The organism is Nocardiopsis sp. NPDC055879 (assembly GCF_053615935.1).
In genome coordinates, this window is sequence record NZ_JBSHCT010000032.1 from 2,263 (window position 1) to 15,384 (window position 13,122).

Below are 13,122 nucleotides of genomic sequence, written 5' to 3' on the forward strand. Positions count from 1 at the left end.
AGGCCGGCCAGTTGGTCTTCCCTTCCAACGAGTGGGCCGCGCTGTTGCGCACAGCATCCCGCCCCTAGCGGAGAACGCAGAAGGCCCCGACCTTGCCGATCGGGGCCTTCGCGATGCTCACCAGAAGCATTATCCGAGAACACTCTATCCCGCTCCAGCGGTGTGGACAGGTGCCCTTGTCGACTAATCGTCTTCGTCGGCGTGCTTGGGCAGGACCACGACCGGGACCTTGGAGCGGTGCAGGATCCCCTGACTGACCGAACCCAACAGCAGGCCTCGGACGCTTCCCCTGCCCCGCGAACCGACGACGATGGCGTCGGCGTTGGTGTCTGCGGAGGCCTCCAGGAGGGCGTTCACCGGGTTGGACTGGGTCCGGACCACGGAGACCTGGATGTCGACGTCCTCACACTGGTCGTCCATGACGTCGGCCAGTAGCTCGGCGACGAGCGCCTCGGACTGCTTCTCGAAGACGTCGTCCTGGGGCCGGTATCCCGCTGCGGACATGGCGACCGGGTCATACGGGAACGGCACCTCCCAGCTGTTGACGACGACCAGTTCACCCTCGGTCTCGGCGGTGAGTTCCACCGCCAGGCCCAGGGCGCGGCGGGCGTTCTTGGAGTCGTCCACACCGACGACGACGCGCTCCAGCTTGGTCCTGGTGGGCTTGCCGTTCTCGGACGGCACCACCACGACGGGGCAGGGCGCCTGAGCGGAGACACGGACGCTGACCGAACCCACGAAGAGTGCGGCCACGGAACCGAGTCCCCTACTACCCAGAACGATGAGGTCGTGCGGGTGGCTCTGCCGGATCAGCGCCAGCGGAGCCTCCTCCAGCGCGGTGACGGTCTCGACCGTCAGCGAAGGCTGCAGCTCCTCGGCCTTCTCCTTGGCCGCGGTGACGACGGCGTCCGCCTGACCGGACATCTCGTTGGTCGGCTGGAAACGCTGTGGCCCCCCGTAGGCCGAGACGATCAGCGGCATCCCCAGGGCGTGGACGATGTGAAGTGAGACGCCGCGACGAACGGCTTCGGCCGCGGCCCATTCGAGCGCGGCCTGCGACTGGTGGGAACCGTCGACACCGACGACCACCTTGTTGTCTGCCATGAATCCCCCTTTGCGCTGCTGCCCATCATCACCGAGTAGAGCAAATTCATGCGTGAACGGCACAGGCTGAAGGTCCCCGAAATGTAGCCATTAGTCCGTTTCGTCCGAATGTGGTGGCAGGACCGCCACCGGGACCTTCGCGTGGTGCAGGACCCCCTGGCTCGTGGAGCCCATGATGAGCCCCCGCACCCCTCCTCGCCCACGGGACCCCACGACGATGAGGTCGGCGTCCCGCGAAGCACGGGTCAGCGCCTCGACCGGGTCGTCCTGCATCCGAACGGCGGAGATGTCCAGGTCCTCGGTCTGGTCGTCGACGACCTCGGCGAGCACGCCCGCGACGATCTCCTCGGACTGACGGTCGAACACCTCCTCGTGCATCGCCTCGGCGTCCGCCGCCAGGGACTCGGCGTCCTGTGGCAGCGGCACCTCCCAGCTGTTGACCACCTCGACGGAGGAACCCGTGAGCAGCGCGTGCCGCAGGGCGAAGCGCAGGGCCCGACGCGAGGAGTCCGAGCCGTCGACACCGACGACGACCTTGCCGTGATGTCGTTCGTCCCCGGCCTCGGGCACGACGACCACCGGGCAGGGAGCGTGCGAGGCCGTGCGGGAGCTGACGGAACCGAGCATGATGGCCCGGACCGCCCCCAATCCCCGCGAGCCGACGACGATGACGTCACCACGCGCGGCCTCGTTCAACAGGACCGCCGGCGCCTCCTCGGGTGCGAGGACGGTGGCGACGTCCAGGGAGGGACGGGCCCCACGCGCGTACTCGGCGGCGTCGCCCAGCAGTCGGTGCCCGGCCTCCCGCTCCTGTTCACCGGCCTTGTACCTCTCGGACCCGGTGTCGGCGAAGACACCCATCACCATGGGCATGCCCAGGCCGTGCACGATCCGTAGTTGTTCACCTCGTCTGGCGGCCACCTCCGTGGCCCACACCAGCGCCGCGTGCGCGGCCGGTGAGCCGTCCACCCCCACGATGATCGCCGGTGGGCGCTCCTGAGCGTTCATGTCCACCCCTTCCCCTCCCTTCCATTGTCGTGCCCACCCGCCCGTAAACCAGGGGAGAGGGGCCCGGGCGTCGTGACACCCCCGGGTCAGCGGTGGTAGGCGAAGGCCTCACCGACGTTAGCGGCCAGTTGCAGGTAGGCGTCCTTGGTGGCGGGGGCCAGACGGTCGAGGTCGACCTCCGCGCCCTCCTCCAGGTGACCGTCCCAGGGGACCCGCACGACGGACCGGCATCGTCCGGCGAAGTGGTCCTCCAGACGGTCGAGGTCGACGCTGCTCTTGCTGTTGGAGCGCACCATGGACAGCACCACGACGGCACCGGCCACGAGAGCGCCGTGACCGTGCGCTTCGAGCCAGTCCAGGGTGGCGCTGGCGCTGCGCGCACCATCCACGGAAGCGGAGCTGACCAGCACCACCTGGTCGGCGAGGCCGAGGACACCGCCCATGGCCGAGTGCAGCAGCCCGGTGCCGCAGTCGGTGATGCAGATCGAGTAGAAGTGCTCGACGATGCGGGCGACCTCGCGGTAGTCCTCGTCGCTGAACGCCTCGGAGACAGCGGGGTCACGGTCGGAGGCGAGGATCTCCAACCGGCTGGGCGACTGGGAGGTGAAGCCGCGGATGTCGGCGTACCGCGACACCAGGTGGCGCTCGTTGAGCAGGTCGCGGATGGTGGCGGCGGTCTCCAACCGCACCTTGTCCGAGAGGGTGCCGCGGTCGGGGTTGGCGTCGACGGCCAGGACCCGGTCACCGCGCAGGGAACCGAGGGTCGCGCCGAGGGCGACGGTGGTGGTGGTCTTGCCGACGCCACCCTTGAGACTGAGCACCGCGACCCGGTGATGTCCGGTGGCGACGGGGGTGCTGGCCCGGGCGACGAGTTCGCGTTCGCGCAGGACCTTGGGAGACTCCCCCGGGTTGATCAGGCCGAGGCTGGCCGTGTGCACGGCGCGGCGCCACCCCCCGGTGGGCCCCTGGCGCCGGTTGCGGACCAGGGTGGCGGCGTTGAGCGCGTCGGAGGTCACCCCGGGTTCGTACTCGGATGGTGGAAAGGGCGAGGAAGTGCCCCGGGAGACCAGGCCACCACCGTGTTCCCGCGCCTCGGTGTTCCCCGTCGTCCCGGTGGGCTCGGTCGTCCCGGTGGGCTCGGTGCTCCCCGTGGTTCCGGCCGGACCGATCCGGCCACTCGAAACCTGACCGGAACGATCCCGAAGGGGTTCGGTTCGTTCCACCGGCTCCGGCGAGGCCACGTCCGACCGTTCGGTCCGCTCCGCTTCCAGGGGCGGGAGCTGCTCGGGTTCGGGGACGTCCGAGTCGCCTCGTATCCGGCGGGGGCCGAGCGGGTCCTGGTCCTCGCGGCCGACCCGGCCGGGTCGTGAGGGCCGTGGCGGAATCCGGGGCTCCTCCTCCCGCCACGGGGTGTCCCCCGGCCCGCTCCGGCGAATGCCGGGCATGAGCCGGACCGTGCCGCCACTCGTCTCCTCCGGCTCGTCGCCGGAGTCCTCGTCGTTCCCATCCTCGGCCCCGGCCACCGACTCCGCCTCTGGATCCGGTGCGGCGTAGGCGGTCCCGGGCAACGGCGGTGGGGTGTCCTCGGGCAACCGGGCGTAGGGCGGGGGCGGGGGAGCCTCACCCTCGAACCCGCCGAACCACTGCTCGCGGGGGCTGGGGGTGGAGGGGCCCGGGGTGGACTCGGTGGCCGGTTCGTCGAGTTCCTCCGCAGCGCCCAAGGGACGCCGGATCGGCTCGGATCGGTCCGGCGACTCCGACTCCGCGCCTGTCCCGTTGTGTTCGTGCTGTGCCACCGGGGTTTCTCCTGCGTCAAGGGGCTTGCTGTGGAGGTGGGGCCCTCCCGGGGGAGATGTCGGGATCGAGCCCTCCAGGGGTCTCATACCCCTGCGAGCCCACCCAAGCATCCTTCCCGGTCACCTGAACAGTCTCCGACCGTTCCGATGTACTCCACGGGTCGGTCATGGATACTGTCGCCCCATGCACGCGATCCGAATCATCGAACCCGGGGGCCCCGAGGTCCTGTCCTGGTCAGAGGTACCAGACCCCGTCCTCAAGGAGGGTGAGGTCCTGGTGGACGTGGCGGCCACGGCGGTCAACCGCGCCGACGTCGCCCAACGCCAAGGCAACTACGCACCCCCGCCCGGAGCCTCCGAGTACCCCGGACTGGAGTGCTCGGGAACCATCGTCGAGGTCGGCCCCGGTGTCGAGGGCAGGTCCGTGGGCGACCGGGTGTGCGCCCTGTTGTCCGGTGGCGGCTACGCGGAACGGGTGGCGGTACCGGCCGGCCAGCTCCTACCGATCCCGCACGGCGTGGACCTGGTGGAGGCGGCGGCGCTGCCCGAGGTGGCCTGCACCGTGTGGTCGAACCTGGTGATGGCGGGCCGGTTGAAGGCCGGCGAGACCGTCCTGGTGCACGGCGGCGGCAGCGGCATCGGCACGTTCGCGATCCAGTTCGCGCGCGCCTTGGGCGCCCGTGTGGCCGTCACCGCGGGCAGCGACGAGAAGCTCGCACGCTGCCGAGAGCTGGGCGCCGAGATCACCATCGACTACGGGACCGAGGACTTCACCGAACGGCTGCGCGCCGAGGGCGGAGCGGACGTCGTCCTCGACATCATGGGCGGGTCGTACCTGGACGCCAACCTGCGTTCGTTGGCCACCAACGGCCGGCTGGTGATCATCGGCCTGATGGGCGGACGCCGTTCGGAGATCGACCTGGGCCGCATGCTGGCCAAACGGCTCTCGGTACAGGCGACCACGCTCCGTTCCCGCCCGGCCGCGGAGAAGGCGGAGATCGTCTCGGGAGTACTGGAGCAGGTTTGGCCGTTGGTAGAAAATGGAACCATCCGCCCCGTCATCGACCGTACGGTGCCCTTGCGGGACGCGGCGGAGGCACATCGTGTCATGGAATCGAGCGCGCACACCGGCAAGATCCTTCTCGCCCGTTGAACGCGTGCCGAACACAGCCGAACTAGGGGATCGATGAGCAACGCAGACGAACAGAAGGAGCCCCGGGTCCTGGTGGTGGGCGCGGACGCCGATCACGAGGACGAGGGGGGCGAGGGCGCGGAGGAGACGCGCTCGCTCGCGGACATGGTGGAGCAGCCCGCCAAGGTCATGCGGATCGGCAGCATGATCCGTCAGCTCTTGGAAGAGGTGAAGGCGGCTCCGTTGGACGAGGCCAGCCGCTCCCGGTTGAAGGAGATCCACACCTCCTCGATCAAGGAGTTGGAGGACGGTCTCGCACCGGAGCTGATCGAGGAGCTCGAACGGCTCACCCTGCCCTTCGCGGACGGAGCCGCGCCCAGCGACGCCGAGCTCCGGATCGCCCAGGCACAGCTGGTGGGTTGGTTGGAGGGCCTGTTCCACGGCATCCAGACCACCCTGGTCGCCCAGCAGATGGCCGCCCGTGCCCAGCTGGAGAACATGCGCAAGGCACTGCCGCCCGGCGTGGTCGGTCTCCAGACGCAGGGCCCCGGTGGCCCGGGTGAGGAGCAGGACCGTCCGAGCATGGGGTCGGGCCCCTACCTGTAGGTGTCGCGCCCCGAGCTCCGCCTGAACGAACGGGAGCCCGGAGGACCTCGGTCGAGGTCTTCCGGGCTCCCGCGTGTTCGTGTGCGAGCGTGGGCGAGCTACCTCTTCTTGCCCTTGGGCGCCTGGATCGGCTCCAGGACGTCCTTGCCCAGGTACGGGCGCAGCGCCTCGGGGACGACCACGGAACCGTCCTCGCGCTGGTGGTTCTCCAGGATGGCGACGATCCACCGGGTGGTGGCCAACGTGCCGTTGAGGGTCGCGGCGAAGCGCGGTTTGCCGTCCTCGTCCCGGTAGCGGACGTTGAGACGTCGAGCCTGGAAGTCGGTGCAGTTCGAGGTGGAGGTCAGCTCACGGTAGGTCTCCTGGGTGGGGACCCACGCCTCGCAGTCGTACTTGCGGGCGGCGCTGGTGCCCAGGTCGCCACCGGCGATGTCCACCACGCGGTAGGGCAGGTCGAGCTTGTCGAGCATCCGTCGCTCCCAGGCCAGGAGCCGCTCGTGCTCCTCGTGGGCCTGGTCCGGGTGGGTGTAGACGAACATCTCCACCTTGTTGAACTGGTGGACGCGGATGATGCCGCGGGTGTCCTTGCCGTAGGAGCCGGCCTCCCGACGGAAGCACGACGACCAGCCGATGTACCGGTTGGGCAGGGCGTCCGCCGGCAGGATCTCCCCACCGTGGTACCCGGCCAGGGCCACCTCCGAGGTTCCGACCAGGTACAGGTCGTCCTCGGGCAGGTGGTAGATCTCGTCGGAGTGCTCACCGAGGAACCCGGTGCCCTCCATGGTCTCGGGCTTGACCAGGACCGGGGGGATCATCGGGGTGAAGCCCGCCTCGATGGCCTGGTTCATCGCCATGTTGAGCAGCGCCAGCTCCAGCTGGGCGCCCACGCCGGTGAGGAAGTAGAACCGGGCGCCGGAGACCTTGGCCCCACGCTCCATGTCGATGGCGCCGAGCATCTCGCCCAGTTCCAGGTGGTCGCGCGGGGTGAAGTCGAACTCGCGGGGCTCGCCCGCGGTCTCCAGGACCACGAAGTCGTCGACGCCACCCTCCGGGGCGCCTTCCTCCACGAGGTTGGGCACGCGGGCCAGGACGGTGTCGAGCTCGTCGCCCAGTCGCCCGGCCTCCGCCTCGGCCTCCTTGACCTCGGCGGCCAGGGACTTGGCCTTGGCCAGGAGCTCCTCGCGCTCCTCCGCGGACGCCTTGGAGACGGACTTGCCCACGCTCTTCTGTTCGGCGCGCAGGGTTTCGAACCGGGTCAGCGCGGAACGGCGACTGGCGTCCAGTTCGAGCAGTCGGTCGGCGACGGAGGGGTCCTCCCCGCGGGCCCGCTGCGATGCACGGAGTCGGTCGGGGTCTTCTCGAAGAGCGCGAAGGTCGATCACGCCTTGCAGGTTACCGCCCGCCCAGGTCCGACCCCACATCTTTTCCCCGCGGTCACGTCATGAACGGCCCGTTCCCCCGTCTTCCTCCTAGGAAGGGCCGCCGGGGAGAGACACCGGCGGCGCGTTCGGAGCTTGGGGGACTGTCGTGAAACCGCTGGGTGAGATGACGACCGGGGAACTCACCGAAGCCCTGGAAGCGCTGGACGACGCGGGTTCGCAGGACACCGCGCTGAGGTTGGCGCTGTACCTGGAGCTGCGTCGGGCCGCGACCGAGGAGTGGGTGTTCGACGAGGAGGACCTCTCCGAGACCGGTTGAGCGCACGGTCGGGGCGACCGCCGGTGGGGTGGTCGCCTCAGTCGATCTCGCCGGAGCGGACACGGGCGAGCCAGCGCTCCGCCTCCGCGAAGTCGGCGTCGGTGGCCGCGCGCGGCCGCATCGGCGGGTCGAGTTCGGTGCCCTTGCTGCGGCGCGGATAGCTGCCGAGGAACCGGACGTCACGGCAGACCCGGCGAATGCCCATGAGCGCTTCGCCCACCCGGGCGTCGGCGACGTGTCCTTCGGCGTCGATGCTGAAGCAGTAGCTGCCGAGGCCGTCGCCGGTGGGGCGCGACTCCAGGCGGGTGAGGTTGACGCCGCGGACGGCGAACTGGTTCAGCACCTCGATGAGCGCGCCGGGGTGGTCGTCGGCGATGAAGGCGACCAGGGAGGTCAGGTCCGCCCCGGTGGGTTCGGGCAGGGCCCCGGCCCGCGACAGGTAGATGAACCGGGTGGCGGCGTCGGAGCGGTCGCCGACCCCGGTGGCCAGTGCGTGCAGCCCGTAGCGTTCACCGGCGATGACGGCGCAGATCGCGGCCTCGTAGGGCGACCCGGGTTCGGAGACGGCGCGGGCGGCGGCCGCGGTGGAGGACACGGTGTGGGTGTCGGCGTCCGGGAGGTGCCGGGAGAGCCAGCCGCGGCACTGCGCGAGGGCGTGGGGATGGGTGGCCACCCGCTTGACGTCCTCGATCACGGTTCCGGGTCGGGCGAAGAGCGCGAACTCGACCGGAACCGCGGTCTCACCGGTGATGAGCAGGGGTTCGCCGTTGATGAGTTCGGCGATGGTGGTGGTGACTCCGCCCTCGACCGAGTTCTCCAAGGGCACGACCCCGCCGTCCACCGTGCCGGCGCGGACCGCGTCGAAGACCGCGGCCACTCCATCGCAGGGAACGCGGGCTTCCGCGGGCGCGTCGGGACGCAGCGCGCGTAGGGCGGCCTCGGTGAAGGTGCCCTCGGGGCCGAGGTAGGCGTAACGGTTGGGCATGCTGTTCAGGCTATACGGGACGTGTGGGCCGGGTGGGATCAGTTCCGGAAGTCGGGGGTCACGGGTTCCGCCGTCTCGGAGTCCGGATCCCTGGGTTCCGGGGCGCGCGCCTCGTCGGCGCCGTCGACGCACGACTCGGTCCCCTCCCCCGCCTCGGTCTCCCTCTCGGGTCCGGACACCACGGTGACCAGGTCCTTCTCCGATTCCACGAGTACGGTGTCGTCTTCTGCCCGTGCCGACCCGGGTGATGTCGCGCCGATCCCGTCGCCGAGTCGCGCGGACCGGATCACCTGGCACTCCTCGGGGCTGAGCCGGTCCTCGGACTCGCCTCGGGTGACGACCTTGGCGTAGGTACGGGTCTCGGTACGCCCGTTTATGGAGGTGACCACCACACCGTCGCCGTGGCTGTTGAGCAGGGCCAATGAGAAGGAGCGCGCGCCCGTCATCTCCTCCAGGGCGTCGTAGTGCAGCACCGCGATGTCGCGGATGGTGCACGGGTCCGAATCGGTGGCGTTGACGGCGAGCGCGCGTTTGGCCAGGGTCCGGTACTCGTCTTGGGCCTCGCGGGCCCGAAACAACGCGTAGCCGCCGACGGTGAGGCCGACCAGTCCGATGAGCAGTCCGATGAGAGCCAAGATGGTAGTGAACACAGCGCGAGCGTATCGCCACGCATAGCACCCATGTGGTTACTCTTAGCGTTTTTTGCGAGCAATCTGCCCGATTTTCCGAGGTATTTCCCGACCAGTGGCCTGCACACCATCGACCGTGCGTCCCCACGTCCGGTGCAGGGCCGGACGCAGCTCCCGGGAGGTCAACGCCCTGGCCACGTCCACGAACTGGTGCGCCCGGTGCATCTGGGCCCGCAGGTCCGTGCCGGTCGCCCGGTGCTCCAGGGGCACCTCGACCTCCACCACACGGAAGCCGGCGCGCAGGACGTCGATGCTCAGCCCGGTCTCCACACCGAATCCCTGGGCCAGTGGTCGCGCCGCCTCGAATGCCGAGCGGGTCAAGCAGCGCTGTCCGTTCAACGGCTGCTCCGGTTCCCAACCGGTGGCCTTGTGGACCCCGCCCCGGGCCAGGCTGACCACGAACCCGTGGCCGCCCAGGCGTAGACGAGTGGCGGGGAAGAGGGCGACGGTCATGTCCGCGACGCCCTCCAGCACCGGTGTCACCAACGGGGCGGCGCCCTGGGCGCTGTGGGCGAGGTCCGCGTCGAGGAACAGCAGGTGGCGCGGTGGGTAAGCGGTTCCCGACGCCGCCTCGTGTTCCTCCACCAGGCGGATCCCCTCCGCCCCGGTCTCCATGGCGGCGCCCTTGCCGCGGTTGCGGCCGTGCCGGAACACGCGGGCCCCGGCGTCCAGGGCCAGGGCCACGGTGTCGTCCGTCGACCCGTCGTCGACCACGACGACCAGGTCCACTCCGGGCAGCCCGCGCGCGGCGCCGACGGTCGCTCCGATGCGCTCGGCCTCGTTCTTCGCGGGAATCACCACCGCGACGGACGCACCGGCCGCCTCTCCGGGCCGGTACGGCTCCTGGGGCATGGCCGCTACTGTGCCGTGCCGGTTCCCGCGGCCACCGGCAACACGTCGAGGTCGGAGTGAATGGTGAAGACCTCGTGCAGCCCGGTGACTTCGAGGACCTTCATGACCGCGGGCCGGGGCGCCACGATCTCCAGGTCGCCGCCCTTCTCACGGGCGCGCTTCATCGCCGCGAGCAGGACGCTGATCCCGGTCGAGTCGCAGAACTCCGTCCGTGACATGTCCACGAGCAGCCGTCGTGTCCCTTCATCAAGGGAACCGACGAGCTCGTCGCGCAACTGGGGTGCCGTGTACAGGTCGATCTCACCGCCAACGGTTACCACCACGACGTCATCTTGAGACCGGCTCGATATCTTCAACTCCACAGTCGTGACTGTAGCGCCCATGACAGAGCCGGGCCACCTCGCCGACGGCGTTTCGCGCCATCAGTCAGGTTCATCCGTTCCTGAGGCCGTGACCAGGGACGGAAGCAGGAGTGAAGCCGGTCAGAGCAGGGCCCCCCAAGCCGGTTCGTCATGGTGGCCGTCCAGATCGAGTTCGACGACGCCTCGGTCTTGGTCACGACGTGCCCGCTCCAGGAGGGAGAGGGGTGAATCGGTCACGGCGTCGTCGTCATCGCTCGGCAGGTCGTCGGCGGTGATGTCCAGGACCGCCCAGACCGTGGTCGTGGTCTCGTCCATCTCGGTGCCCCAACGTCCGGCCAGGGTCTGGACGATGCCCAGGCCACGGCCGCCCAACCCGGAGATCGAGGGACGGGACACTCTCGGCATGGTGGTCGACCCCCCGTCGCGGACCGCGATCTCCAGCCGGGCGCCGGAGGCCTCCTTGTCCACCGCCAACCGCCAGGAGACACCGACCGTGTCGTCGGGCAGGGGGCCGGCGTGACGGAGCGCGTTGCCGACCAGCTCGCTGAGGATCAAGGCGGCGTCGTCGACCAGGGAATCGCGGATCCGTAGGGATCGCAGATCCGCGCAAAGGTCGTGTCTGGCGTCGGTGACACTTTCGGGAACGTAGGGAAGAGTGACGCTTCGCTCGACCTTTCGAGGATTCTGGGGGTCCTCGGCGTCGAGTGAGGTGTGGTCTCCTGTCACGGCTTTCGTCCCTGCGCGTTCGTGCTTATCAGCCGGCCCGGAACCCGACCGTTGTATGACGGCGAATTCCACCAGGGGTGGAAATGCCCCGAACACCCGGGGAGGAAACCAACCCCGAGGTGAAACTACGCACACGTGGCCCCTCGACGATGCGTTCGGCCCCCTCATCATCTGAATTCCAGGGTTTCTCGGGTTTCCTGAGACCACTGGGGCCCATGGGTTCTAGGCGCGGGCAGAGGGCACCCCTCCGCCCTCCCCCGTGACATGGGATTCGGACAGGACCACGTCCGGGCCGGGGTCCTCGCCCCTATGCCTGGGCACGGTGATCCGCATCCGGGTGCCCTTGGTCAACCGGTGCGCGGTGACCTCACCACCCTGTTCCCGGACCAGCTGGCGCACGATGTACAGACCGATACCGAGCCCGCCGTAGCCTCGCCGATCGCCCCGCTCCCCACTCTGGAAGAACCGCTCGAAGATCTGTTCCTCGTCACCGGGGTCGATGCCGATGCCCTCGTCGTCCACGTGGATCGTGAGCGTGTCCTCGTCGACGTCCACGTGGACCCGCACCAGGCCGCCATCGGGCGAGAACTTCAGCGCGTTCTCCAACAGCTGGTCCATGACCATGCCGGTGACCAGGGGATCTCCCACGGTGCACAGCGGGCCCTCCGAGTCCAACACCAGTTCCTGGCTCTCGGCCAACGGGCGGAACGCCGCCACGGACTGGCCGAGCAGTTCCACCAGGTCGAACGGGACCCGGTCCAGGGTCATCTCGCCGCTGGCCACGTCCGAGCCCAGCCGCAGCCGCTCCACCAGCTTGGCCAGGGCACGTGCCCGGTCGAGGATGATCTCGCTGGCCTCCTGGCGCCCGGCCGGTCCCAGCCGTTCGCCCTTGCGGGACAGCATCGCCGCGTACCCCTGGATGACCGTGACCGGGGTCCGCAGTTCGTGCCCGGTGCTGGCCAGGAAGAACTCGCGTTCCTCCTCCAGGGCCTTCTGCGCGGTGATGTCGCGAAAGTCCACCACCCATTCGTCGGTGCTGGGGATCCTCGCCATGAGGATCTCCAGCCAACGCCCGCCCTCGTTCTTGTGCTTGACCGGGTCACCGTGGGCCACCGGGATGGGGAAGGGCGGGTGTTTGCCCTCCATCTCCTCGAAGGTGTAGCCGGTGAGCTCGGTCGCGGAGCGGTTCCACTTACGGACCTTGCCGTTGATGTCCAGCACCGCGATCCCGTCCGCGCTGGAGTCCGCGACCGCCTGTTCCCGCGCCCGCTGCAACTTGAGTTCCTCGTAGGCCATCGCGTTGCCGATCGCCACCCCGGCGTGCGACGCCAGGAGTTCCAACAACTCCAGCTCCACGTGCCCGACCTTGCGCCGGCTGTACAAGGCGTACAGCGCGCCATAGGGCCGCCCCTGGGCGTTGGACACGCACAGGGCGATGGTGTGGAGTCCGGGCAGGTCGGCCCAGATGAGGTCCTCCAGGCTGCGGGTGTCGCTGTTGGCCAACAGCACGGACTTGCCGCTGCGCAACAGTTCACCGAACAGGCTGGTCTCCAGCGAGGCGCTGAATCCGTACAACTCGCCGGACAGGTGGGTGAGGCTGACCAGCCGCACCTTGTCCTCGTCCAACAGCACGAACCCGCCGGCGTCGGCGCCGGTGAGCTCGGTGAGGCTGCTGGTGATCCGGTCCAGGACCGACTTGAGGCTGAGGTCGGCGTTGATGTCGGCGACGACGTCGGTGAGCCGACGGACCAGGCGGGCGCGTTCCATCGCCGAGGTCTGCGCCTGGGACTCCTTCTCCCGGGGGTAGAGGACCAGCACCCACCCGGCGTGCCGACCCTGGTCGTCGTACACGCACCCGGTGCTGACCCGCACGTCCAGGGCGGTCCCGTCCCGGCGCGTCCTGCGGCTGAAGATGGTCAACGGGGTTCCGGCGCGCACCTGTTCGAGCACCGCGCCGTGCTCGGGCCTCAACTCCGGCGGGACGATCGGCAGCTCGCCACCGATCACCTCGCCCGCGGACCAGCCGAGCATCCGTTCGGCCGCCGGATTCCAGAAGGTGACTCGGCGCTCGCCGTCGATACCGATGACCGCGTCCGCCGAAGAGGCGAGCATGGCTTCGGCGCTGAGGGGCGCGCGCTCGGAACTCACGTCGTCATAGTGCCAC

The 13,122-nt window shown here is 69.5% G+C and carries 13 protein-coding genes; 3 read left to right on the plus strand and 10 right to left on the minus strand.

The window, feature by feature from the left end:
- Nucleotides 1-183 precede the first annotated feature (183 nt).
- The 3 genes from ACWGKS_RS26760 to ACWGKS_RS26770 form a co-directional block, all read right to left on the minus strand.
- Nucleotides 184-1,104 carry a universal stress protein gene (locus ACWGKS_RS26760; protein WP_358511140.1) on the minus strand — a complete coding sequence of 307 codons (921 nt, stop codon included), beginning with the start codon at nucleotides 1,102-1,104 and terminating at the stop codon, nucleotides 184-186.
- A gap of 90 nt (nucleotides 1,105-1,194) precedes the next feature.
- Nucleotides 1,195-2,112 carry a universal stress protein gene (locus ACWGKS_RS26765; protein ID WP_358511143.1) on the minus strand — a complete coding sequence of 306 codons (918 nt, stop codon included), beginning with the start codon at nucleotides 2,110-2,112 and terminating at the stop codon, nucleotides 1,195-1,197.
- A gap of 86 nt (nucleotides 2,113-2,198) precedes the next feature.
- Nucleotides 2,199-3,908: a MinD/ParA family ATP-binding protein gene (locus ACWGKS_RS26770; RefSeq protein WP_358511146.1), complete on the minus strand. Its 1,710-nt coding sequence runs from the start codon at nucleotides 3,906-3,908 to the stop codon at nucleotides 2,199-2,201.
- A 184-nt stretch (nucleotides 3,909-4,092) separates the two neighbouring features.
- Between ACWGKS_RS26770 and ACWGKS_RS26775 the strand changes: the two genes are divergently transcribed.
- Both ACWGKS_RS26775 and ACWGKS_RS26780 read left to right on the plus strand, forming a co-directional pair.
- A complete protein-coding gene (locus ACWGKS_RS26775; RefSeq protein WP_358511149.1) occupies nucleotides 4,093-5,061 on the plus strand; it encodes an NAD(P)H-quinone oxidoreductase in 969 nt (322 codons plus the stop codon).
- 33 nt (nucleotides 5,062-5,094) lie between these two features.
- A complete protein-coding gene (locus tag ACWGKS_RS26780; RefSeq protein WP_358511152.1) occupies nucleotides 5,095-5,646 on the plus strand; it encodes a bacterial proteasome activator family protein in 552 nt (183 codons plus the stop codon).
- Nucleotides 5,647-5,744: 98 nt separating this feature from the next.
- Here ACWGKS_RS26780 and serS read toward each other — a convergent pair whose 3' ends face one another.
- On the minus strand, nucleotides 5,745-7,028 hold the full coding sequence (serS, locus tag ACWGKS_RS26785) for a serine--tRNA ligase (RefSeq protein ID WP_358511155.1): 1,284 nt from the start codon (nucleotides 7,026-7,028) through the stop codon (nucleotides 5,745-5,747).
- Between the two features lie 145 nt (nucleotides 7,029-7,173).
- Between serS and ACWGKS_RS26790 the strand changes: the two genes are divergently transcribed.
- A complete protein-coding gene (locus tag ACWGKS_RS26790; RefSeq protein WP_190318449.1) occupies nucleotides 7,174-7,344 on the plus strand; it encodes a hypothetical protein in 171 nt (56 codons plus the stop codon).
- Nucleotides 7,345-7,381: 37 nt separating this feature from the next.
- Here the strand turns inward: ACWGKS_RS26790 and pheA are convergent, their stop codons facing one another.
- From pheA to ACWGKS_RS26820, 6 genes are all read right to left on the minus strand, one after another.
- Nucleotides 7,382-8,329 (minus strand): prephenate dehydratase, encoded by a 948-nt coding sequence (gene pheA, locus ACWGKS_RS26795; protein WP_358511158.1) that lies wholly within the window; start codon nucleotides 8,327-8,329, stop codon nucleotides 7,382-7,384.
- Between the two features lie 38 nt (nucleotides 8,330-8,367).
- Nucleotides 8,368-8,979 (minus strand): DUF4446 family protein, encoded by a 612-nt coding sequence (locus tag ACWGKS_RS26800; RefSeq protein WP_358511161.1) that lies wholly within the window; start codon nucleotides 8,977-8,979, stop codon nucleotides 8,368-8,370.
- A 42-nt stretch (nucleotides 8,980-9,021) separates the two neighbouring features.
- The gene (locus ACWGKS_RS26805) at nucleotides 9,022-9,870 is read right to left on the minus strand and encodes a glycosyltransferase family 2 protein (RefSeq protein ID WP_358511164.1); all 849 of its coding nucleotides are present in this window, start codon (nucleotides 9,868-9,870) and stop codon (nucleotides 9,022-9,024) included.
- 5 nt (nucleotides 9,871-9,875) lie between these two features.
- Nucleotides 9,876-10,232, minus strand: coding sequence for an STAS domain-containing protein (locus ACWGKS_RS26810; RefSeq protein ID WP_358511167.1), 357 nt, complete (start codon nucleotides 10,230-10,232; stop codon nucleotides 9,876-9,878).
- 120 nt (nucleotides 10,233-10,352) lie between these two features.
- Entirely contained in the window at nucleotides 10,353-10,958 is a 606-nt protein-coding gene (locus ACWGKS_RS26815; protein ID WP_358511170.1) for an ATP-binding protein, read from the minus strand.
- 222 nt (nucleotides 10,959-11,180) lie between these two features.
- Nucleotides 11,181-13,106: a PAS domain S-box protein gene (locus ACWGKS_RS26820; protein WP_358511172.1), complete on the minus strand. Its 1,926-nt coding sequence runs from the start codon at nucleotides 13,104-13,106 to the stop codon at nucleotides 11,181-11,183.
- Nucleotides 13,107-13,122 lie beyond the last annotated feature (16 nt).

Coding starts and splice junctions, on each gene's coding strand:
- ACWGKS_RS26805 (WP_358511164.1), bottom strand. CDS start 9,870: ATGCCCCAGGAGCCGTACCGGCCCGGAGAGGCGGCCGGTGCGTCCGTC.
- ACWGKS_RS26765 (WP_358511143.1), bottom strand. CDS start 2,112: ATGAACGCTCAGGAGCGCCCACCGGCGATCATCGTGGGGGTGGACGGC.
- ACWGKS_RS26760 (WP_358511140.1), bottom strand. CDS start 1,104: ATGGCAGACAACAAGGTGGTCGTCGGTGTCGACGGTTCCCACCAGTCG.
- pheA (WP_358511158.1), bottom strand. CDS start 8,329: ATGCCCAACCGTTACGCCTACCTCGGCCCCGAGGGCACCTTCACCGAG.
- ACWGKS_RS26775 (WP_358511149.1), top strand. CDS start 4,093: ATGCACGCGATCCGAATCATCGAACCCGGGGGCCCCGAGGTCCTGTCC.
- ACWGKS_RS26780 (WP_358511152.1), top strand. CDS start 5,095: ATGAGCAACGCAGACGAACAGAAGGAGCCCCGGGTCCTGGTGGTGGGC.